This window comes from Gracilimonas sp. (genome assembly GCF_014762685.1).
In the GTDB taxonomy this organism is placed as follows: domain Bacteria; phylum Bacteroidota; class Rhodothermia; order Balneolales; family Balneolaceae; genus Gracilimonas.
In genome coordinates this window covers 565,335-588,429 of the sequence record NZ_JABURM010000005.1, presented here as the reverse complement: position 1 = coordinate 588,429, position 23,095 = coordinate 565,335, and the positions used below count along the sequence as shown (strand labels likewise).

Below are 23,095 nucleotides of genomic sequence, written 5' to 3'. Positions count from 1 at the left end.
ACCTCAATTTATCACCTTTCTTAAAATGCTCGGGCAGCTAATCATTCATTCCATGAGGTTATAAGCGCTCATTGAAAGATAAGGCTCAAAATCATCAGCCCAAATAAAGTTAGAAACTAACTCAGTTGCTCTTTCAAAAATTTCAGAATCACCTTTCAATTCTCTGTATTCCCTGATAAGTTGTTTCTTTTCTTGCGCAAGGAATTCTTCAAAAAGCTCCTTGGTGACGGGCCGGCCATCATCTAGTTTAATACCTGGTTGGTGGCTCCATTGCCACATTTGGGTTCGAAAAATCTCAACTGTTGAAGTATTTACCAAACGTTTATCCAACTCAATAACACCACGCCCTCTTAACCATGAAGCAATATAAAGTATCATAACATCTATGTTCTGTCGAAATTTTTTTTCTGTAATTTTCCCGGCATCTAATAGATGTGTATAAAGAAGGTCTAACCTGGAAATTGATATATCATCTCTCAGGTTATCTTTCTGATCGAAGCTCCCCTCCATAAATTTTTGAAAAACTTCCCGAACAAGCGTTACCAATTCAGAATCTATTATTTGTGTTCCGTCAAAACCCTGGCTTGCTTCCATAAAAGTTCCCTCTAGCAAATCAATCAAACTTTGTTGCATCTGTTGCCCTTGCCCTAAACCCTGTAATTTAGTCTTATCGTACATTGCAACGGTCATGTCTCCTATGGCATGTAAGTTCCGTCTATGGGCCATTTTAACTATTAACTGGCTATATGCCTCCATAAAAGGAAGGCCGATGCTAATCAAATCACGATCAGGTAAAATGTATCGCTTATATTTTCGGAAATTTTTTATAAGGCTAAATAGATAATTCCAGCGGCCGGCCTCCAACCCGGTAAGGTGTTCTCGCAATTCATAAATTATTTCATCTAGTTCAAAAACAGCCGGCAATGTCTCAACACAAACACTTGCCTTGATTACATTTGGCCGTATACTTGGTAATTTGTCTTCAGCATATTGAAAAATATCCTTCCAGAACTCAGCTTCATGACGGTTTTCTAATTTTGGCAAGGAGAAATATGGTCCGGATCCCTTCCGTAACAATGGCAGCGCATTGTGGAATACATAGAGACCAAAGTCAAAAAACGAAGCCGAAATAGGTTCTCCGTCAATCAACATATGTTTTTCATTAAGATGTAATCCACGCGGGCGTACCTCGATAGCCGCTGTATTATCATTTAGCCCTCGCTTTATGCCCAGTTTATCCATATACCATATATTGCCTTTCACAGTATCTCTGAGGTTTATCTGACTCCATATGCAATTTTTCCATGTCGGGGATGTAGCGTCTTCAAAATCAGCTATAAACACATTAGCATCGGAATTGAGGGCATGTACTATAGATTTACGATCTGCAGGCCCTAGAATTTCTACACTACGATCTTTGAGATCATCGGGAATTGAATCAATTACCCATGGCATTCGTCTGATTGAACCTATAGTATTAGAAAACCCTGGTAACTTCCCTGTAACAAAGCGAGCGTGTTGCATATTTCTATACCGGAGAAGAATTTTTCTTCGATGATTAAAGGTCTTATGCAAACCTGCCAAAAACCTTTGAGCTGCAGAGGTAAGGATTTCTTCCTGTTCAGGAAATTCCCCTCCTCGTAATTCTATTTTATACCTATTCAATGTACAAATGAGATTTAATTATACTGAAATAATGATGTACAGGAATGCCAAATGATTTTAAATCTTAACTCTGACCTTTTTAGAGCCCTCCCTTATAATTACTTAAAAGTAATAATCTAATTATTGGCAAAACATGGCATATAGCTTGAATCATTTGTAACAAAGAATGTGGGATGAGGGTATCGGAACTAATTACATAAACAAAACAGGGCTCTTTTTAAAAGAGAACTTTTCTTTATTAGTTATGATAAGCACTTTCCTGGTAGAATGAATAATGTCTATATAGAGCGTATTTACTAACCTTCTTTAGTACTTATAAACATGATGAAAATATTCCGGTTCCCCGCAAAATTGTTATACAAAAAGAATTAAAAAAGCTTTATTGCCTTTTGCCAAATATCTATAGCTGTGGGTAAAGGATCTTTAATTGAAAATCCATCTATTACTTTGGGACCCATATAGGATTTGGCCATTTTAGGCAAAGTCAACCCATAGGTTTTTCTGTTTTTTAAAAATAGCCTCAGATCCCTGCCAACATTAATATATTTAACTCCGGATAAATACTGGCCATTGGTATGGAGGGGAAGCCCATTCAGATCTTTATAGTAAATAACAGGAAGATTCATTTTCGCCTTAATACCCAGTATATCAAAAATACTGGTCCGGGTATGAATTTCTATCAGTATAGGTTCTCCGGTATCTTTCCTTTTTTTAAACTGAATATTAGTCAAACCTGCTAAATCCAATTTTTGTGCGATTTCTTTTGAAAGATTTAAAATTTCAGGGTCATCAACAGTAACAACATAACTTCCATAACCGGCTGTAGGAGGATATACTCTTAATTTTTGAGCTACCAAGGCTCCCTTAACATTACCCCGGTCATCGATATACATATTTATGTCATACATATGATCATCAGGACCTTCGATATACTCCTGTATAACTACATTTGGATTGATTTGTGCTATTCGTTCATAAAGTGTTTTAAGTTCTTGCAATGTGGAACAAACAAACGCTTTTTTATAAGAACCCACAATACTCGAAAAATTCTCATGAAACCAATGATGCCGATAAAGGGGTTTAAGCAAATATGGTTTTTTCAGGTGTTTACTTACTAATTTTAAATCACCTTTTTTTCTAACCCTGACAGATGGCGGTGTTGGCAGGTTATATTTCTTTGCCAATTCTACAAATTTCAATTTATCTAACAAGCCCTCAACCATTTCTGGCTTTGGCAACAAAAACCGGTAATACTTTAACAATTCATCACGGTTTCTGGAAATATTAAGAAGCAATCGATCATCATAGGACATCAAAAGGGGTTTATAGTCAAGCTTATCTCCAAATTCGCATAGCTCTTGAATAAACTGTTCCGATTCATAAGATGAAAAATTGATGCGCTCATGAGAATAGCGAGAATATAGTGCAGGGTTTCCTTTTACCTCTGTACCCGTTATAACCGGAATCCCTGCACTCCCAAGACAACGAACTAATCCAATTTCGCTACATATAAGAGCAGGATTATTTTGATTTTTCTGAATCATACAATAATCCTGTTTAAATACTGTATCCCAAAAACATAAAACCGCTCATAAAGAAATTTATTCATTTCTGAATCTGTACTCCCTCCCATAACCGTAATATTTAGCTTCTTATTAACAATATTCAAATTTTCTAGTTTTGAAACTATTTACGCAACCTGCTCTTATAAGCTCATAAACATTTCAGCTAAATAAAATAGTACATCTTCTGATATTCTTGTAGAATTTTATTCAATTATATCCGCTTATTTAATTGTAGATATGTCATAAATATAACCTCTCAACCCACTTTTATTCCTTCCTTATTCCATAAAGTGATCAAACATAAAATTTATGAGTTCCTGAAATAAGTTCACTGCTTCAGATGCTTAAGGAATGGTTTTTGCATGTCATTAGAAATGTACATTAATCTGAAATTCTATATATAGCAAGATGGCAGAAGGAATTGACTGGCTAAACAGCCTGAGTATAATTAATAAAAAAAGAATACTCTGTCTTGTAGATGGAGAACATCATCCTCCGGTAACAGAATGGGCATTGAATTCTATAAAAAGAAAAGGAGGAAAAATTTCAGGTCTTGTTTTCACTGGAGGCACAGAGAAAATAAAAGGAAATAATAGTGATTCTATTTTCTCAATTTCCTGTCCTTATTATGCATCGGAGAAGAACAAGTCATCTACAACTTTGGCTTCATTAGTTCACCAAGCCGTTGAAGAAGTCTCCCCGGATCTTGTCATTGATTTATCAGACATGCCAATCCTAGATTCGCAAACACGTTTTAAGATTGCTTCCATCCTCTTGGCTCATGAAATCACTTATGCAGGTGCAGATTTCATATTTACCCCTCCCGCCAATTCAAATATTTTAACTAAACCGTCAATAACTATTCAGGGAACCGGGAAGAGAGTTGGAAAAACAGCAGTAAGTATCACATTAGCACGAATTTTAAAACGCCATGACATATCTCCTGCTGTTGTAGCAATGGGCAGAGGCGGACCGTCAGAACCTCAGGTTGTATTTCCAAATAAAATTAAAATCACACCGGAATATTTGTTGGATTTTGCTGCAAAAGGGCATCATGCAGCTTCTGACTATTGGGAAAATGCCGTTTTATCCAACACTACCACCATTGGTTGCCGGCGGTGTGGAGGCGGATTTGCGGGTAATCCTTTTATTTCAAATGTAAGTGAAGGAGTAAATATTGCAAACAATCTGCCGGAGGATTTAATTATTATGGAAGGATCAGGCCCTACTACTCCTCCAGTTAAAACCGGGGGAAAAATACTTGTAACAGGTGCCCACCAAAAGATCGAAGATTTGAATACTTATTTTGGTGATTACCGTTTAATTACAGCAGATCTGGTAATTGTGACCATGTGTGAGCCGCCCAATGCAAATCAAGAAAAAATCAAAGCAATTGAGGTTATTATAAAGCAAATAAATCCGGATGTTGAAGTTGTATTCACTGTGTTTCGCCCCGAACCATTTGGAGATCTCAAAAATAAAAAAATCTTTTTAGCTACTACTTCACCTGCAAAGGTTATAAAAACTCAAAGCGCGTGGCTAGAGGAAAACTATAACTGTACAGTAACCGGGGTTTCTACTCATTTATCTAATCGGGAACTCTTGAAGAATGACTTAAAGCAACTTAAATCAGCCGACATCCTTCTTACCGAAATAAAAGCAGCATCAATTGATATGGCGGCTAAAGCTGCTATGGATTACAAAAAGAAAATTGTTTTCTTACATAACCAACTTGTTTTAAAAGAAAATAACACCAAAAATCTCGACGATATTATGCTTGACCTGTGCAAAAAACTTACGCTGCATTAGAAGGCGTATGACTTCCAGAGCTACGGTTGATTTAAAACTGATGTTATCGATGGCATAGACCAAAGTATCATTTATAAGTTTAGCTTAGCTGTTATATATGTTGACAGTTATGTTAAATAAATTAACAACTTGCCCCTCTTTCTTCTTTACCACCCCTCTATGTATGCTACACTTGCAGGCAGAAACATAAAACGTTTGGCACACTTCTTGATACTTACTTAATAGTCGAGAGTCTATTAACCAAGAACCATCAATACAGTTATTAACATGAGAAATGGGCAATCACACCGTAATAATATAGATTCAAAATTCATACAAAAATATCCAAAAGAAATTGACGATAAAGATGGCTTATCTAAAACTCTAAGCCAAATTTCCGAACTCAAAAAACCGGTAATTGTTTTGATTGGAGGAGTGACCGGTGTTGGTAAAACTTCCATTGCTTCAGCGGTATCCAAGAAACTTGGTATCGACAGGTTTAATAATTCAGATGTAATTCGGGAAATTATGAGGTATATGTTACCCAAAGAAGTCGTCCCTACCCTTCATGAATCAAGTTTCACAGCTGGGCATGTTGTAAATAATCCTTTTATCCAAAAAAATGTAGTTTATGGATTTAGTCAGCAAAGTAGTCTTGTGAGCCAGGGAGTGCTAGCCTACATTCGAAGAAACGTAAAAGAAGGGCTTAACACGGTTATGAATGGTGTGCACCTTATACCGGGCTACCTTGATTTAGGCTATGATAATGGCGAAGTCTTATTATTTGAATATATCCTTCATCTTGAAGACGAAGAGCGTCATATTCAGCGATTTTATGAAAGATCTCAGGGCAGTAAACGAGACCCGGAGTATTATATTCGTGATATGTCCTCGATTAGGAAAATTCAAAATTATATTAAAAAACAAGCACTTAAACATGATGTTATGGTCATAGAAAACACTAATTTTGAGCAAACGGTGAATGTTATACTTCAGGATATAGCTTCATCACTTAACGAGGTGCTTATCTCCAAAGGAAAACAGAAAACCATTAGTTCTTAGTCTTAAACTAAAATTGTGACTGTCCTGTCGAGTTTTAAATTTTATTTATCCCTTAATGCCGGCAAAATGTGATCATTTATTGTTAACTACTTTTACTTTTTACAAGTTTAGAAGTCGATTCTCTGTTATATTTTTTTTGTGATTTTTTGTTCTTTATGGCCCGGTTCCGAAATACAAGCCAAATATCTTGCAGCATAGGACGAGGGTCATTTAACAAATACCCACTATAAACACACTTCCCCTTGTATGATCTTATCCAATTTCTAAATGATAATTTTTTTTGTCTTCGATATGCAACAAATGCTTTAATATCTCTCAATAAATCTGCGTACTTGATGCCCGGACGATAATTATTGGTTGTCTTTGCCTCCCATCCGATCAGATCATAATAATATTGTTCTGCAAGATTCATCCCGGATGCAGGGCCCAAAAAACTGGATATACTTAAGCGCGCCTCCATCTCGATTAATTTCAATATCCCCGAATCACAATCTTTTTTAAACTGGAGATTAACTAAACCCCGCATTTCAAATTTTTTTGCTGCATCAATAGCCTTTTCCAGAATTTCCCGATCATGGACGGTTTCAAAAAAACTTCCTCTTCCTGCACCAATAGGATACATTCTCAGCTTTTGATAAGAATAATAACCTTTCAAATTCCCTTCTTTATCGAAGTACATATTTATACTGTAATGGCGATGATCTTCTCCCTCTATAAATTCCTGGAGAATTACTTTAGGGTTTATTTTGGAAATTTTCTTATAAAAAAGTAATACCTCATTATTATTGTCACACCGAATGGCCTTCTTATTTGAACCAAAAATTTTAACAAACTCATCATTTCTCCAATCTTTGGTATTGGCAGGTTTAAGAATACATGGAAATGAAAGCTTATGCTGTATGGCTTTCAACGTACTATAGGATGTGATTGTATAAGTTTCGGGTACCGGAAGCTCACAATCTCCTGCTTTCTTATAAAATTGTTGTTTATCATGAATTTGTTCAACCACTCTTTCAGCCGGCAATAAAAAGCGATACTTTTGCTGTAAAGCTCTTCTATTTCGGGAAATAGCCAATAACGCCTGATCATCATCGGTGAAAAGTAAGGGTTTATGAGCTACACGGTCCCCAAATTCCAATAGTTTTTCAATAAATTTTCCGGAATCATAAGGAGGCATCAATATTTTTTTCTGGGCAAAGCAAGAGTAAAAAGCTAAATTTTCTTCATATTCTGATCCCACATACACTGGAATACCGGCAATACCCAAGCTTTGAACAAGCCCAATTTCTCCACAAACAAATGCCGGAACTGGTAGATTATCCTGTTTTTTTTTCATTTGTTTATATTTGAGAAGTTTATTGAGAATATATTTTTCTACTTCTGTTAAATGGGGTTAGAATTGTTCGTCTACCATCGCTTTTTTCTCAGTTTTCCCCGCAAGGGAATTTTGCATTAATTTTGAATAGGCTTCCTCTATTTGGTTGCCAATAGCATCCCATCGATATTTCGAATGTATTAGTTCATGGCCATTTTGTGATAACCTGTCTCTGAGTTCTTTCCTCCCGATTAATTTGATTACTGAATCGGCAAAGGTTTCGGGATTATCAGCTTTCAACACCGTTTCATCATTGGTTACATCTATGCCCTCACAACCAATGCTGGTTGTAACCACCGGCTTTTTCATGGCCAGAGCTTCTAAAACCTTTAACCTCGTTCCTCCTCCCATCCTCAGGGGAACCACATATACACTCGAGCGCCAGACATAGGGCCGGACATCTTTCACAAAACCTGTTACAATGATATTACCTGTTGCTCTTTTACGCAGCTTCTGTGGAGGATTCTTTCCGACTATATAAATTTTTATATTTGGTATCTCTTTTCGAATTAATGGAAAAATATTGTCTAAAAACCAGATTATTCCTTCATAGTTTGGCACGTATCCCATCATACCCGTAAAAACAAGAGAAGCAGATTCATACTTTTGTTTCGAAGGGTAGAAATAAGAAACATCTACCCCGTTCGGGATTACAAATTTAGAAACTTCAGGTACATCCTTATCCAATAGCTTTTGATCTCTGTTACTGGTAGTAAAAACAGCATCTTGTTCACTGCAAATCTTAATTTCTTCATTAAATAATTTCTCGTACTCATGTCGGTAAAAGAATTGTTTTAGTTTCGATCCTTTCAGATTAGACATACGCTTGAAATTATCATACTCCACATTATGGGCATCCAAAATTTTTATGGCATCAGTATTTTTAACAAATCTTCCCATCACAGGAAACTCAAATTGGATGAGGTCGAATGCATTTTCTAACAGCAATTGGTCGATAGTATGCTGTAATTTTTTTGAAAATACCGTTGTATACCAGTAACTGTGATTCGTGAATAAAGAATACATCTGTATTAATTTCCGAAACTTCTTTTTCCATGGGCGGCTGATAAAATGTGATTTCCCTTTAAGTCCGGGAAAGGTTTCATGAAATTGTTCCAGGTTACCATTTGTACTGAAGCCGGCCACAGTCACATCATGATTATTGTGCAGGTGCTGCAAGATATAATAAATACGAAGTGCGCCTCCGAAATTCGGAGGTGTTGGCAGGTAAGGAAAAACATGTAATATCTTCATTTAACTGGATGCTTAGTTCCTTTTCCGTTTATTAGATGACTGATTTTAAGTATGGCTCTTTCAAAAAAGCCATTGATATAACTGCCCACGGCAAATACTGCAGACCCCTGTTTCATGTAAGCTTCAAGAACTCTTCGTTCAAACCGAATTCTCTTTTTCATTGAGATATATCGGGTAAAAAAATGATCGTAAATAAATAATCTCATGCTTGATCTTCGAACTTTCCGGATCAGAATATTTTTGGTCTGTACATCATGAGTTCCGGGTTTGAATGCATAATCCTCGGCTCCTCTCAATAAATCAAATCTGTCCATTCTGTCTCGGATCGATTCTCTTAAAACATTATATAACAGTGAATTTTCCGGCTTAAATTCTGTAAAAGCTGAAGTGTATTTCAATCCACGCTGAACCAGATAAATGGTATTATTAAAAACGAAAAGTAAATCAATTGCTAAACATTGGTCCTCCTCCGAAGGTGCGGTAATCTCCCATAACTGCGCCCATCCCCGTTCATGGAAAATGGAGATCATCTCTTTATAAAATTCATACTTTAATCGTTTTCCAAAAGCACCGGGCCTGCCTTGTTTAGTCCAATGGTGCTGGTGAAAATTGACCAAGCGATCATATGCAGCACTAATCTCCTGCCCATCCGTAATCTTTCTGGTATTAAGTATTGACTGTTTATCTTGAGTTTTCCTGCTTTCTTCAAAACGACGAATTTGATCTTTTGCTTCGGTGCTCAGTTTTTCTAAAAAACCTTCCCATGTATTTTGAAGTTTTATAACCGGACAGACCGATGAATTCTTAACAGTCACATTCCACTCACCCTTTTGTTGCTTAATTAAAGGAATAAAATTACTAAACAGCACGCTGTATTCTGGGATTTCTTCTAGTAAAATGTCATCAAACGCATCGGCTTTCACCAAATAGTCCGTAATTTTTTGGCTCACACATTCTTCATAACCGGGACAAATAATCAGGTCCAAATAATCGGTATAAGTAAATCTACCCATAGCTTCTCCATGTTCATTTTGCATGACTGTTGAGCCAATGAGCCTAAGGCACTGATATTTTATCCTGCCATTAATCCTGAAATCATCAATAAAGAAAGGAGCAATTCCTACAAGTCGTTCTCTATGATAAAGACATAAAATATGCAGATTTTGTCTCTTGCTATTTTCGCCAAAATACTTCCACCAAGCTTTTTGCCACTCATAGGTTTGGAAAATATGGGTATTTGATTCTTCAACTAATCTATTCCAATCCTCTGAAATTGAGCTCCATGACTTCTTTTCTGTTATAATTTCCAACTTAAGCTTCACATTCCATTTCATCACCCTGTCGTGACGAGCAAATGCTTCTTTAGCTTTCGATATTTCTCGATACCTGATCAAGTCCATAAATTAACCTCTGTCTCTCTTGTTAAAATTAAATCAGGGCTTCGGAACTTTAGTACTTGAATTCAATTTCCTGATACCTCGTTGAAAGAACTCCTTCATATATATTCCCAATGCAAAAACAGGATTGTTTTTCTCCATATGTACCTTCATTATCTGCTTTTCATTGTACAATTTTCTCTTTGCTCGAGCATAGTTGTGCACCATATTATTCACTTTAGAGCGTCTCTCTTGCAAATCTGTTTTTTTTTGTAAAATCACTTCCAAATTCTGTTGGACATGATTTGCTGTCCTCAATTTGTATTTTTCATCTCCACGCAGAAAATCATACACCTCAATGCCTTCTTCGATAGCTTCTTTGAGAAAACAATACAAGAGAACATTTCCGGGACCATATTGATTGAAAGTAGATGTGTCATCAAAACCACGCTGAATCATATAAATCCGGTTGTTGTATTTATAATATAAATCGATGGCTACATTCTGCCCTTCGGCAGATAAAGTTTTTGAAATCACCTGACCCTGTTTATAAAGCCGCATTGTGACTTTTTCAAAAAATTCTGTGATTCTTTTATCAGCAAAAATACCCGGCTGGCCAAGATTATGCCAACGTTGTTGATGAAAATACACAAGTTCCTGAAAGACTTGTTTCAATTCCTCTAATGATTCAGCGGTATGCAACTCAAATATTCCATCCTCCGTAACACGTCGTATGTCTCTCCTAATCTGATAGCGGGCATTACTGCTTAAATCACTTAATAATTCATCCCATTCTTCAGGAAAATGAACTTGTGGGCAAACAGAAGCCTCTTTGGTTTTTGATTTCCATCCTCTTTGCTTCATTTCGGGAAGAAATTTATCAATCAGAACATCTTCTTGTGGAATTTCTTCCAAGATAATTTCATCATAAAAATCTGAATTAGATTGTAGATATTCCTGAAGGCATGTTAATACTTCCCTTTTATAGTCAGGATGAATAATCGCTGATAAGTAATCACTAAAAGCTAGTTCAACAGGAATTGCTCCTGATTCCGGCTGTATTACTCTGGAACCAAGCAGCCTTAAACAACGATATACAGGTGAACCAAAAACTCTAAAAGAATCCAGAAAAAAAGGCATAATCCCTATCAGTTCATGCCTATATCGAAAAAGAAGAATATGGAGTTTATTATTTCCGCCAAAAACTTCCCACCAGGTTCGTTGCCATTCAAATGCTTGAAAAATGTGAACACCGGTTTGTTCAGCCAGTGTATTCCATTCCTCTTTTAATGAATCAAAGTCTGATGTTTTAGAAATAACCTCTAGCTTTAGCGATGGGTGGATTTCATCATCGGCTTTCTCTTTTGATATTACCTTGCTGTCAATCAATTTATCTCCTTAATTCTTTCTTTATTTAAAAAGCTTAGTAGCCTTTAATTTTTCTATGAGTCGCTGTGTCCGAAAATTAGCATAGGAAAAAATCATTCTAAGAGGACCCACCTGCTCATACTGAACCTTAAGAAGCGTGCGTTCTAAATTTAATTGAGCATAAATTTTAGCCACTTTCTTAAGTCCTTGATTTAATAGCTTCTGCACAACTGTTCCCTCTTTATTAGAGGGGATTGTAAGTCTCCAATTACTTCTGGTTTTTTTTGTGAAATCAAATTTATAGCGTTCATCTCCACGTAATAATTCTATCCTGTCAGCACCGGATTCGATGGCATCTTTAATCATTAATGCAAGCAACCCCAGTCCCGGACTATAATCAGATACCGGAGACGTCATATCAAAACCTGTCAACCAATCATAAAAACGACCTTTATAATTCAATGCCAGGCGGACTGCACAGGTTCCTTCCTGATCTTTGCCTATTCGAAACCACAGCCATTCATTATCAACTGCTTTTTGGCACAGTTCTTTTATGAAATCATAATATCGTTTATCAAAGAAAAGTCCCGGATATCCAAGACTGTTCCATCGATCCTGATGTAACTCAAAAAGTTCTTCTAATCCTTTTTGTACCGTTCCCCAGGAAACAACTTTCTCAACGGAGTATTTTTTACCAATAGGTTTCAAATTTTTTTTAAACCTTCGACGCCTGGAACTGGAACCTAAATCATTTTTATACTTGTTCAGTGAATCAGGCAGAGGGATATAGGGGCACTCATCTGTTTTTTCCAGCTGGTAAAATCCTTTCTTTTCGTCGAGCAGGGGTAAAATTTCTGTTGCTATAAAGCTCTCGTCACTTATATGCTGAAAACTAATTAAATCAGCCCCCATAGGATTTAATAGCAGTAAATCTGCAACTTCTTCCGCGACTTCTTTCTTGTAGTCAGGATGTACAATCACGTCTAAAAAATCACTGTACCCATAATCATCACTAAACCCAAGCACCTCATTTTTACTTACTCCAGAACCCATCAAATTCAATCTTTGCTGAATATTTACAGGCCCTATGGAAGAGACTCCTTTAAAAAAAGGTACTATACTCACAATCTCTGCCCCCCGATAAACTGCTAAAATGTAAAGTGATCGTTTTGGATGCTTTCCGAAATGTTTCCACCAACTGGAAATCCATTCAAATGTCATATAAACAGGAGCCTCAGCAATTTCAGTAAGTTTTCTCCATTGTGTTGAAAGCCCGTGAAATTGTTTTTCATCGTCTATGATATAAATCTTAATGGGTTCACCCATTGAAACCTTTTTACGGCCAAATTTTTCAAGATTTAAATCAAGTCGTTTTTCTATTTTTTGGATCTCTTCCAGAATCATAGAAGGCATCCCTTTTTAAAATTTTAAATTTATGTTCTCTCTTACTTATCTATACTTCTCTTTAGGATAAATTGATATTTCAAGAGTAAATGATGATTATTCTATTCTCCTGATGAATCGAATCCATTCCCTTTTATTACTGATAAATTTACCTTCGATCCTAATTCTGTAGTACGACAGTTATGCAAAGATTTGAGCAATAATATCTCTTCATCACTTAGCTCAATTTCTCTTCGGATCATCATTCTTCGGGCATTTTCTATAAATTTTTTAAATTCGTACAATTCAAAATCCTCTATTCCTCCCCAAGTAAAATCTCTGACATTTTTCTTTGGAATGCCTTCTCCAAAGATATTACATCCAACCCCAATAAAACTGGCAGTATTAAAGGAAGTGTCGATGGCTGACCTTGAGTGATCTCCCATATACAGACCTAAAAATTGCTGCCCTGTATTTATCTTTTTCCCATTGAGCCGTACAGAAATTGCATTATAATTATTTTTCATATTGCTGGTATTGGTACCCGCTCCAAGGTTAACCCACTTTCCGATATAGGAATTTCCAAGAAAACCTGAATGCCTCTTATTGCTGAATCCATGAATAATGGAATGGCTTATCTCTCCTCCTACCTTACAGGTTTCCCCGAGAGTAGTGTTTGTGTATAGTTTTGTATTAGCTGATATCAGACAGTTGTCTCCAATACACACCGGACCTTTGATATAAGCCCCCGATTCAATAGTTACATTATCACCTATAATAACAGGCCCATGTGTACAATCTAACGTTACAAATGGATAAATTTCCGAATGTTTCCCGATAATCAGATTTTCTGCGTTAAGTATCGCCACTTGCTTATGTAAAGGTGGGAACCGAAGCTTTTGTAATCTCTTTGTTATAAATCCAAAATCACTGCGAATCATTTTCGCGTTATATCTATTAAGTTCCCAAGGATAGGTAATGACTCCCACATCCATGTACATCTGGTTATTGAACAAATTGTAATCAAACTTCCCATCAAATAACTCATCACTACCGGGTCCTCGTTTTTCTTCCGGAATATACATTGCGGCCCAGGTATCATTGCAAAGCCACAAGAATTGTCCACCCTTATTTTGTTGTGTTTTTGAAATTATCTCACTTATTTGTTCTTCATGAAAAAGAACTCTTCCATTAAGTATAAGACGATCGCCTTCGGTTGGAACATCAAAAATTATGTTGCTATCCCTTTTATGTTTTGATTTCCATATCTGCTGAAGTTCGTGTCTGATTAAATAATAGAGAGGTTCACTCCCTACCTCCAGAATTTCTAGCAAACGTTCTTCAATCGTAAACTTTCCACATCTCAGGTCAAAAACGGGACGGGTTTTTGTTAATGGATAAAATGCCTGATACCCTTGGTCTTCTACAATACATAATTTCATTTTTCTCTCCTGTTTTAAATAATTTGATTTTTTTCACGAATTATTCTCTCTGGATGTACGAACCCATTCTGAAGTACGCCCTTTAAATAAAATTTTGAAGTAAATATATATTTTCCATAACGCATATTTAGGCACGTATAGCAGTGACCTATAGGCAGATTTACCTGCATTAGCAGCGTGCAAGCCCAGTAAAGCATGGAAAATTCCTAATCCGATAACTCCACACCACAACCAAAAGTAAAGCAGTGTCTGTTGAATCCCGAACCACCATAGCAGTAGGCTCGCAACAGACATTACTGCTGAAAACACAAGTAAATTCACAATCGGTGGGGTTACAAGATCTATTAGTGTATCCAAAATTTTAAAGGATCTTCTTTTCAAGGCTGTTAGAAACAGTTTTCCAAAATATTTTTTCAATACCGGATATCGCCCAATTTCCCAGCGTTCTCTCTGACTTTCAGCATTTTTTGCATCCTCGGGTACTACATTGTAGCCAATAGCCTCTGGTGCGAAAACCACGTTCACATCATGTAATAAAAGCTTTAATCCATATTCCAAATCCTCGGTCAAGGAATAAGCATCCCATGGAATTTCTTCCAAAACATCCATCGAAAAGCACATCCCGTTACCACGAAGCCCGGCGGGATAACCCAATGCTCTTCGAGCCAGTGGCCTCACATAATTGTAAAGTGCAAAACCGATTCGGATGATTTCACTGGTCCAAACGTTTGGCTTTGAGTCAACTGTGAGATACCCCTGAATAACTTTACCTCCACCCTCCGAGTATTTATTCATAACCCTAAGGAGATTTTCTGTAACAATACTGTCGGCATCCACAACAACAACGGCATCATATGGGTATTTTTTCTTGTTTTGTAACATCTTATCAAAACAATATCTCAAAGCATATCCCTTTCCTCTTTTTTCCGGATTGTTACGGATCATTACTTTAGTCCCTTCTTTTTTAGCAATTTCCGCGGTGTTATCTGTACAATTATCTGCAATTACCAACACATCAAATTTATCAGCCGGGTAATCTACATCAAGCAGATTCTGTAAAGTTCTTGCTATGGTATCAGCTTCATTATAGGCGGGTACAACTATTACAAACTTCTTTTTAGTTTGCGCTTGTAGGGATTTTATGTCTCGCTCTTTGTAGGCCAGGATACTGAGAATAGCCAGATAAAGCATAAAAAAACCGCATATTGAAATTAACGTGATTTGTACAATTGAAATAATCATTGGTATTCTCTCTTTTTAATTTCTTCTGATTTTTATTTCTATTCTGATGCAACCTCTGTTTTCGCTAAGTTTGAAAAATATCCGGCTACATAAACAAATGGTGCTGTATAATTTATAGCTGTTTCATTCACTACATAATTTTTGCTGTTATCTTCATACGCCTTTCCGGGGTAGGCGGATAAAACCTGATCATTGAGGTTATTATGGTTATTAGGGCCTCCTACTAACATTCCGGGAACCGGTTTACTGACATTTAATTCAGAAGAGAACTGATGGTAGGGGTTTTTGACAGAGGTACTTCCAATTCCCGTTACAAAAGACAATCCAAATGGATTACGGCCTAATATATAATGCAACTGATCTAGTGCGGCTTCTTTATACAGCTCCATCTCCGTAAATTCATATGCCTGTATAAGATCAAAAGCATATCCTAAAACCACACTGTTAGAGCCCCAATAAAACTCATTTTCTTTTAAAGCAATTCTATAATCACTGCCGGCAATTTGTTTAACGAGTTTGTCTGCATATGCTCTGATTTTTTCGATGATAATTTTTCTAGCTTCCAAATTTTGATCCTTCTCCGGAAGCCTCAGGTATGAATAAATTGCAAATTCGCCTATACTTTTCCAGCTTACTGGTGGCATTTTTGGCTCATCAACAGATTGGTAGTTTTTGAGAAAATACTCATGGTATTTGGTTTCACCTGTAAGTCGATAAAGTTCTACAGAAGCCCATAGTCGTTCATCTGCATCATTTGTATCTCCATACTCTCCACCCCGTACATCAGATGGATTTGTGAACCCGCCATCCGGTACAATTTCTGGATGCCGGCTTAAATAATCCCAAGCTCTCACAGCAGCTTTCCTAAGTGAATCTGAAAAATGAGGATTAATCTCTTTAAACAGTCGAGATCCAATGGCGCTTACAGCTGCAAAATCTGCTGTAGCTGTACTGCTAACTTCAAATATATACCTGGTATCAGGGTCATTGTGAGGTAAATATTCGCCGGTCCATTTTTTCTTTTGAACCTTATGAAAGACCCCACCTTTTTCATTCTGCATTTTCATCAGCCATTGCATAGCCCACCGGGCTTCATCCAATAAATCCGGTACATTGTTAGAGTTTTCCGGGATCCGCAACTGCCCATCATAAAATTTATCTGGTTGATGATCATACAAATACAATAAGTACGCTAGACTGACCGCAGTATTAACACTGAATTTCCCGTAATCCCCGGCGTCATGCCAACCACCAGATACATCTAATTTGTCTTTTCCATTTCCATAGTAAACAGCGTCATCAATATGACATACTTTGTGGGTCCAAGAAGTTCCGATATTCACTTCAGTTCCACACCGTTGGTAATAGTAACTTTCAATAGCAGTTTTTACTGCTTCATTATAAACCTGATTTGCTATCTCAAATTGACTTGACCTAACTCCCAATGATGGAATCCAAAGCCGATAAACGCCAGGTTTATCAAATGAGGTAAAATTCAATTCATGGATAATATCTCCAAAAATAGTGCTTTTGACTTTATTCACATCAATACTTCCTTCAAAAACGGTTTCTAGAGTTTTAGCTTGCACAATTTTAAAAACATCCCCCGATTGCACTTTTACAGAAGTAAATGCAAGTTTTGGGCTCCCCGAGGAATACCCTACTGTATTCACAGCAATCAAATTTTGAGCAGGCGAATTCCTGCAAGATGTGATAAAGAAGATCAGAAGTAACATTAAAAGTTTTAACTTTAAATGTTTTTTCAGTGCTATTCTCATAATAACCTCACTTTAATTTTCTACAGGTTACTTACTATTTGTAAATTTGGATCATCTGAATTATTACTCCTTTTTCTCCAATAAGCATGATGGACTTCTTGAGTTTTAGGCATAGAATCAAATGAATCAGACTCAGAGCAAAAATGTGATCGTTGGAAAACGTACAATGACTCTTCCGTATAGCCTAAATTCATAAAGGTTGAAACCCCAAGTTTCTGGTGTTTAGCCTTTCCCTTTCCCGTAATGATATAGAAATTGCGAATGCTGCTATTTGGAAATAGTTCTTTCAGCAGATAAATTTTACTCATTGGCAAAGGCGGCCCCCAAATGATGAGCTCTTTGACTTCAGGAAGCTTTCTAAGCAATTCAATTCTATCATTTCCTAAGTATTTTAACTCCTCTGACCTGCAACAAATATGAGTAGCCTTATATTCGTCAACCACTTTGAAGAAGACCTCCTGATTTTTAATTAAAGCTGGATTGAATAATTGTAAATGAGCATTATTTAAGGCAGACATACCAATCTCTATCATAAATGGCATACACTGTGAGGGAAAGAAGCCGGCTATACGACTCTTTTCATCGACAGAAATTGCTTCTAAAATAGAATTCACAAATTCACTAACCTCATGGTTACTAAGCAGATAAACATTTTGCTCTCTATTTTCGTTATCCAAGTAAAACATTGCCGTAAACCTGTTGGGGTTTATTAAAGGTGATGATGAGTCTGTGCTATAATGCTCAATATTATCCCATATAAATTCAGGTCGAAGCTGGGATGGCAGGTTTTCTTTTTCTCCCATCCAACCAATATTTAATTCTTGATGAGGATTTGTACAAGTATCAATAAAATCCAGGCCTGTTTCGTCAACTAAGATCCATCTAAAGCTATTCTCTGAAAGTATATCTTGCATTTGTTCTTTTGAGCAATCTGAATCTACAGGCATGACAATTCCGCCCATCTGATTAATACCTATAAGAGTGATTAAAAAATTAATTGATTTTTTCATAACCACGCAAAAATGATCATTTTCCGTGCATCCGGCATCATTTAATAAATGAGCAAAAGCATTCCCTTTTTTTAATAGCCCATTAGTATCAATATGTTTGTTTCCATAACAAATTAATCCTCCGGATTTTATTTTTTCCCTCTCTTTTACACTATTTTTATACTGAAATAATCCTATCATAGTAATCTAGCTGCCTCTTTTTTTTTAAAGTAATAAAGATGGTTTTGAACTAAGCTGGTAGCCTTTCGAATATTGGTTATTTTAACTAGCTCTTCTTTATCGAAAGTGATGTCAAACTTGTTCTCAAGTGCATTTATAAATTTGACTTGATGAAAGGAGTCCCATTCCGGAAATTGATCATGAAAGGACTGATCCAATACCAGGTTGGTTTCAATTGGTAAAATCCCAGCTGCAATTCGTCGAACCTGATCTAAAATTTCAGGATCCAAGCCCGCTCCCCGATCAATTTTACGTTCCCACATAAAACCGGAGTTTTCAGGCGGGTTCAAATACTTGACAATTTTTGCCGGAGAACCTGCAGCTACCACATATGGCGGAATGATACCGGTTACAATACTACCGGCTGCAATCAATGATCCTTTCCCAACTCTGCTCCCTTGTAACACAATAACACGGGATGCCAGCCAAACATCATCTTCAATTATCACTCTGCTGCCATCGGCTCGTTTAAACCGGTTTGAATGCACATGCAGGTTTGAGTCATAAATCATGGTATAGGGACCTATCCTGACACGATTGCCAATTTTTACTTCTTTATTTGCCACTACTGAAACACCAAAATTAATACTCACCGAATCTCCTATCGAAATCTTTCCCTCGGGGCCTGAAACCAAGTCAGTCTGTATATTTCTGGAATTAATATTCACATCATCTCCGATAAATATCTTGCCCATATTTTCAATGTTTGGACTTCGCCGAGTTCGGGGGCGTTTTCCATAGTAGTCACATTTTCTGAGATTGAAAGAAGCTGTTATCATTGAGGTTAAATAGATTAGTCCCTTCCTCAGCTTATACTCCCATGGCACACTAATATCTCTCATCAAACTCTCTGCAATTTTTTTAAACAGAGGGATTTTGCTTTTATTAAACTTAACTGTCAACCATCTAAAAAACTTATCGAACATTTCGAAAAAACTCTCTTAACTTTGTTCCTATAACTGTTTACTGTACTTACTACCCTAACTTTTCGCTAAGTCTTTCTTTTATAAATGACATATAATTTGGTATAAACTTCAGTTTACCAAATTGATGTTGATGGACTTGAATTAATACAAATTCAAGAGCTATGCGATTAAATAAATTGTTTAGCCTTTGGTGAAGCTGGAAAAATTTATACTTAAGTCCATTTAATCTCGAAAAACTTGGTATACTTATTTTCCAATTTTGTGAATATTCGTTGGTAACTTTCATTTTATATCGTTCGTCACCTCTCATTAAATCCAGGTAGTTCATATCCTTATTTATGGCGTCTTCGAGCATAAAATAGAAAAGCGATTTCCCTGGGCTGTATTTAGCCAAATCAGATTCTATATCAAATGCTTTCTGGTAATCGTAAACTTTATCCTTAAAGGTAAAGGCGAAATCGACTGCAATACATTTCTCATTATTATCAAAAGCCAAAGTAAATTTCAGAATACCTTTTTTAAGAAATTTACCAGCTGTTATTTTTAAAAAATCCTCGAATTTTTGATTATGGAAAATTCCCGGATAGCCTTGCATATTCCATCGTTTTTGATGCAGATTTATAAAATGATTAAATGCACTATCCAATTCATTCTCATCCGAAACATTTTTTACACTAAACAATTCTTTTTCTGTAACTGCCCTTTTGGAATACCTCAATTGATATCGAACTTTCCCATCCAAATCATCCATATAGGCATCCAATGAGTTTGGCAGTGATATACCAGGACACATTTCCCCTTTTGTCTTTACAACGGTTAAATTGGCAGCTTCCAAAGCAGGTAAAATGTCATTTATGAAGACTCCTTGATCAGAAAGTTCGCTTAATTCAATTTCATCAAAGTATGCTTGCCCTCTTAGTATATAAGAACACAACAATTCTCTAACTTGATTTTTATAGTCAGAATCGATTATGATATCGAGGTAATCAGATGGGCTATACCTTGAAAACTGCCCTCCGGCACCTGAAATTTCCCCTCCTATTAATTTCAATCTTTTAAATTGGTAGAGTCCAAAGAGAGAAATATTCTCTTCAAAAAAGGGAATAATACCCACTAATTTTTTCGAGTCCCAAATTGTAATAATGTGCGGTTTTTTGCCTTTACTAAAAAAGCTCCACCATCCGTGTTGCCATTCATAAGTCTGAAATACAGTTGCTTTAACCTCCGGTTTTTCAACCAAGCGAGTCCACTCTACTGCAATGGCTTCAAATTCCTTGTCGTCGGTAATCAACTCCACCCTTAATCTATTTGTCAATTTTGAAAAACTATGGCCATTAGATATTTTAGAAGCATGTTCATTCCCCGAGTTCTTACGCGCCTCTTCTGCTTCAACTATTTCATTTAATTCTATCATTAAACTACCTCTAATTTTGATCTTCTAGTTTCTTGTAAATCAGCTTTTTTTACCTGGCTTTCAGACGTCTGCCCCTTAAACTCCCTCACAGTTTCAATTATCTTATTCAATTGTAATCTAGTCATGCCTTGGTGAATAGGTAATTCCAGCAATCTTTCGGAAAGCTCAAGAGTATGTTCAAAATTTTTATGCCCAAAAGGAGCTTCAGGCCAACCTGCACCACAACCAATACCATTTTCATATAAAATTTTACGCAATGAATTACGAGTACCCCGAGGTGCCAATATTGGGAAACTGTAAGGGGTTATTCCCTCCTTTAGAGATAATTTTTGCCCGGTTTGCACTAAAAATCTATTTTTGGTAAACCCTCCCACAGGATGTATTGAAGTATGACCTGTAATACCATTCAATACATATTCGTAGTTATCTCTTCTTGTATTGGCCACCTTATCCAAATCCACATTTCTGATATAAAAATGATTCAACCACGATATTTTTTTTATAGAAAAACGATGCTCCTCTGAAAAATTTATATATCCCGTACTCGGAATTCTTGCCAGCCTCAATGGATCTTGTGCTTTGGTAAGATGTGAGTAAATGGGTTTCAATCTCATTCGGATTCCCTTACAAGCAGTGTATATGCTTCGAACTCTTTTTCTATAACTAGGCTCGAATGGCCAAGGTTGCTTATTTAAGGCAAGAAATCCTCCGGCTGGCAACTGAAGCATTTTTCTGCTACTGAATAATGCACAATCCCCAATAGTCCCGAGTTCCTTATTTTCCCACTGACTGTTAATTGTATGTGCACAATCTTCAATCAGGTATATATTCTTTCTATTGGATATATCACGCAAGTCATTAACTGGCGATGGGATTCCAAAATAATGGATCGCCATGATGGCTTGAGTATTTTGATCCGTTTTCTCTTCTATTTGCCGGGGATCTACACTGCAATCCAAGCGTATATCGTAGAAACGAGGTTCATAGCCAGCAGCAAGCACCAACCGGAAAAGCTTAGCTGGTATAAAAATTGGTAATACGATATTTGGAGTTGCTTTGGTGTTGTGTTTTTGCAACCACACTAAAACATCATACAGTCCATGACTTGCATTCCCATAAAAATAAAGATCACCCTCGAACCTTTCTTTGTATTCATTCAAATAGAGCATCAATAAATCACCCGCCTAATTATTTATTAATTTTTATTACTAATACCTTTCCACCACATCCATTCCAGATATTCATATGGAATAATGAGCCTGGCAGCGAAGCCTGCGACAGAAGTATTATTTTTAATAGCTATCCTTCGAATCTCCAAAGGATCTATACCAAATTGAACCGGACCGCTGAATACACTACAGGCAAACCAGTATCCGGCTCTATAAACTTTTCTTTTAATCTCTTCATTGACCAACCCATAGGGATATGAAAAGCTATTGACCCTTGATCCCAAGAGAGCCTCAAGAATTATTTTAGGTTTTTTAATTTCCTGAAAACAAGCCTCAGAACTTAATTGTGTAAGATCCAAATGGCTGAGAGTATGGCAACCGATTTCAAATCCATCTTCATGAAGTTCCAGAATCTGTTCGTCATTCATCAATTCAGCTTGTTCAGCAATTTTAGCTTGACCTAAATCCCAAATATTCGTCTTTACTTTCCGGTCTCCCAATACAAATATCACTGCTTTCATCCCATATTCTTGCAATAAAGGATATGCAAGTTTATAAGTATCCAAATAGCCATCATCGAATGTTAGAAAAATTGGCTTTTGAGGAAGTTGAATCTTTTTTTCTAAATAAAGGCGGTAATCTTCGAATGTAATTGGCGTATAATTCAACCGATCAAGTAATTCAAGCTGACGATGAAATTCGTCAATATGTAAGCAGGTATCATATTTTTTTGACAATGATTTATCATCTACAATTCGGTGGTACATTAAGACTTTAGGTCTTTTTACTATCCCGAATGAACTTGAATCCCCCTGTATCTTTGAATTGTCCAGTAAATAGGAATCCACACCATTAGAATGGTTCTCTCCTAACAATGTTTTAAATGAGTTGTATGGATTTGTAGTTTTATTCATAGGTATATATTTAATCGTCTTGTATTAAAGAAAAACAATAAGTGTGCCAAACTTCTATTTTCCCTATTTATACCCCTTCAAAGCACCTTTTTAGTGTTCTTTTCACTCACTCAGTTTAATTGTACACTTATTTTACAACCTGCTG

Annotated in this window: 17 protein-coding genes and 1 pseudogene; 2 read left to right on the top strand and 16 right to left on the bottom strand. The window is 36.4% G+C overall.

Annotated features, from left to right (window positions below; all coding sequences use genetic code 11):
* Positions 1-45 precede the first annotated feature (45 nt).
* The 3 genes and pseudogenes from HUJ22_RS02670 to HUJ22_RS02665 form a co-directional block, all read right to left on the bottom strand.
* Positions 46-1,455 carry a malate synthase A gene (locus HUJ22_RS02670; protein WP_366871003.1) on the bottom strand — a complete coding sequence of 470 codons (1,410 nt, stop codon included), beginning with the start codon at positions 1,453-1,455 and terminating at the stop codon, positions 46-48.
* Positions 1,456-1,494: 39 nt separating this feature from the next.
* A pseudogene (locus HUJ22_RS14960) lies at positions 1,495-1,665 on the bottom strand (hypothetical protein); the annotation flags it as partial.
* Between the two features lie 368 nt (positions 1,666-2,033).
* Positions 2,034-3,209, bottom strand: coding sequence for an ATP-grasp domain-containing protein (locus HUJ22_RS02665; protein ID WP_290873355.1), 1,176 nt, complete (start codon positions 3,207-3,209; stop codon positions 2,034-2,036).
* Positions 3,210-3,638: 429 nt separating this feature from the next.
* Here HUJ22_RS02665 and HUJ22_RS02660 point away from each other — a divergent pair, with 429 nt between their 5' ends.
* Positions 3,639-5,039: a 2,3-diphosphoglycerate synthetase gene (locus HUJ22_RS02660; protein WP_290873352.1), complete on the top strand. Its 1,401-nt coding sequence runs from the start codon at positions 3,639-3,641 to the stop codon at positions 5,037-5,039.
* A 267-nt stretch (positions 5,040-5,306) separates the two neighbouring features.
* Positions 5,307-6,080 (top strand): zeta toxin family protein, encoded by a 774-nt coding sequence (locus HUJ22_RS02655; RefSeq protein ID WP_290873349.1) that lies wholly within the window; start codon positions 5,307-5,309, stop codon positions 6,078-6,080.
* A gap of 82 nt (positions 6,081-6,162) precedes the next feature.
* On the opposite strand, the gene HUJ22_RS02650 is transcribed toward HUJ22_RS02655, so the two are convergent.
* From HUJ22_RS02650 to HUJ22_RS02590, 13 genes are all read right to left on the bottom strand, one after another.
* The gene (locus tag HUJ22_RS02650) at positions 6,163-7,416 is read right to left on the bottom strand and encodes an ATP-grasp domain-containing protein (RefSeq protein ID WP_290873346.1); all 1,254 of its coding nucleotides are present in this window, start codon (positions 7,414-7,416) and stop codon (positions 6,163-6,165) included.
* A 57-nt stretch (positions 7,417-7,473) separates the two neighbouring features.
* Positions 7,474-8,709: a glycosyltransferase gene (locus HUJ22_RS02645; RefSeq protein WP_290873343.1), complete on the bottom strand. Its 1,236-nt coding sequence runs from the start codon at positions 8,707-8,709 to the stop codon at positions 7,474-7,476.
* A complete protein-coding gene (locus HUJ22_RS02640) occupies positions 8,706-10,109 on the bottom strand; it encodes a GNAT family N-acetyltransferase (protein WP_290873340.1) in 1,404 nt (467 codons plus the stop codon). Before HUJ22_RS02640 ends, HUJ22_RS02645 begins: the two co-directional genes overlap by 4 nt.
* 33 nt (positions 10,110-10,142) lie before the next feature.
* Entirely contained in the window at positions 10,143-11,474 is a 1,332-nt protein-coding gene (locus HUJ22_RS02635; RefSeq protein ID WP_290873337.1) for a GNAT family N-acetyltransferase, read from the bottom strand.
* A gap of 21 nt (positions 11,475-11,495) precedes the next feature.
* Entirely contained in the window at positions 11,496-12,866 is a 1,371-nt protein-coding gene (locus HUJ22_RS02630; RefSeq protein WP_290873334.1) for a GNAT family N-acetyltransferase, read from the bottom strand.
* A 92-nt stretch (positions 12,867-12,958) separates the two neighbouring features.
* Positions 12,959-14,278, bottom strand: a complete 1,320-nt coding sequence (locus tag HUJ22_RS02625; protein WP_290873331.1) for a putative sugar nucleotidyl transferase — start codon at positions 14,276-14,278, stop codon at positions 12,959-12,961.
* A gap of 33 nt (positions 14,279-14,311) precedes the next feature.
* Positions 14,312-15,520, bottom strand: coding sequence for a glycosyltransferase family 2 protein (locus HUJ22_RS02620; protein WP_290873329.1), 1,209 nt, complete (start codon positions 15,518-15,520; stop codon positions 14,312-14,314).
* 38 nt (positions 15,521-15,558) lie between these two features.
* The gene (locus HUJ22_RS02615; protein WP_290873326.1) at positions 15,559-17,193 is read right to left on the bottom strand and encodes a glycoside hydrolase family 9 protein; all 1,635 of its coding nucleotides are present in this window, start codon (positions 17,191-17,193) and stop codon (positions 15,559-15,561) included.
* 125 nt (positions 17,194-17,318) lie between these two features.
* Positions 17,319-18,488 (bottom strand): AMP-binding protein, encoded by a 1,170-nt coding sequence (locus HUJ22_RS02610; RefSeq protein ID WP_290873324.1) that lies wholly within the window; start codon positions 18,486-18,488, stop codon positions 17,319-17,321.
* Positions 18,485-19,222 carry a phosphopantetheine-binding protein gene (locus tag HUJ22_RS02605; RefSeq protein WP_290873320.1) on the bottom strand — a complete coding sequence of 246 codons (738 nt, stop codon included), beginning with the start codon at positions 19,220-19,222 and terminating at the stop codon, positions 18,485-18,487. The genes HUJ22_RS02610 and HUJ22_RS02605 overlap by 4 nt, the downstream gene beginning before the upstream one ends.
* Before the next feature lie 280 nt (positions 19,223-19,502).
* Positions 19,503-20,867: a GNAT family N-acetyltransferase gene (locus HUJ22_RS02600; protein ID WP_290873317.1), complete on the bottom strand. Its 1,365-nt coding sequence runs from the start codon at positions 20,865-20,867 to the stop codon at positions 19,503-19,505.
* Positions 20,867-22,027: a DegT/DnrJ/EryC1/StrS family aminotransferase gene (locus HUJ22_RS02595; protein ID WP_290873314.1), complete on the bottom strand. Its 1,161-nt coding sequence runs from the start codon at positions 22,025-22,027 to the stop codon at positions 20,867-20,869. Before HUJ22_RS02595 ends, HUJ22_RS02600 begins: the two co-directional genes overlap by 1 nt.
* 35 nt (positions 22,028-22,062) lie before the next feature.
* Positions 22,063-22,950, bottom strand: coding sequence for a polysaccharide deacetylase family protein (locus tag HUJ22_RS02590; protein ID WP_290873311.1), 888 nt, complete (start codon positions 22,948-22,950; stop codon positions 22,063-22,065).
* Between the last annotated feature and the right edge of the window lie 145 nt (positions 22,951-23,095).

Excerpts from the sequence above, each read along its gene's own strand:
- HUJ22_RS02670 (WP_366871003.1), bottom strand. The coding sequence starts at position 1,455 with ATGCCATGGGTAATTGATTCAATTCCCGATGATCTCAAAGATCGTAGT.
- HUJ22_RS02665 (WP_290873355.1), bottom strand. The coding sequence starts at position 3,209 with ATGATTCAGAAAAATCAAAATAATCCTGCTCTTATATGTAGCGAAATT.
- HUJ22_RS02660 (WP_290873352.1), top strand. The coding sequence starts at position 3,639 with ATGGCAGAAGGAATTGACTGGCTAAACAGCCTGAGTATAATTAATAAA.
- HUJ22_RS02655 (WP_290873349.1), top strand. The coding sequence starts at position 5,307 with ATGAGAAATGGGCAATCACACCGTAATAATATAGATTCAAAATTCATA.
- HUJ22_RS02650 (WP_290873346.1), bottom strand. The coding sequence starts at position 7,416 with ATGAAAAAAAAACAGGATAATCTACCAGTTCCGGCATTTGTTTGTGGA.
- HUJ22_RS02645 (WP_290873343.1), bottom strand. The coding sequence starts at position 8,709 with ATGAAGATATTACATGTTTTTCCTTACCTGCCAACACCTCCGAATTTC.
- HUJ22_RS02640 (WP_290873340.1), bottom strand. The coding sequence starts at position 10,109 with ATGGACTTGATCAGGTATCGAGAAATATCGAAAGCTAAAGAAGCATTT.
- HUJ22_RS02630 (WP_290873334.1), bottom strand. The coding sequence starts at position 12,866 with ATGCCTTCTATGATTCTGGAAGAGATCCAAAAAATAGAAAAACGACTT.
- HUJ22_RS02625 (WP_290873331.1), bottom strand. The coding sequence starts at position 14,278 with ATGAAATTATGTATTGTAGAAGACCAAGGGTATCAGGCATTTTATCCA.
- HUJ22_RS02620 (WP_290873329.1), bottom strand. The coding sequence starts at position 15,520 with ATGATTATTTCAATTGTACAAATCACGTTAATTTCAATATGCGGTTTT.
- HUJ22_RS02610 (WP_290873324.1), bottom strand. The coding sequence starts at position 18,488 with ATGATAGGATTATTTCAGTATAAAAATAGTGTAAAAGAGAGGGAAAAA.
- HUJ22_RS02605 (WP_290873320.1), bottom strand. The coding sequence starts at position 19,222 with ATGGGCAAGATATTTATCGGAGATGATGTGAATATTAATTCCAGAAAT.
- HUJ22_RS02600 (WP_290873317.1), bottom strand. The coding sequence starts at position 20,867 with ATGATAGAATTAAATGAAATAGTTGAAGCAGAAGAGGCGCGTAAGAAC.
- HUJ22_RS02590 (WP_290873311.1), bottom strand. The coding sequence starts at position 22,950 with ATGAATAAAACTACAAATCCATACAACTCATTTAAAACATTGTTAGGA.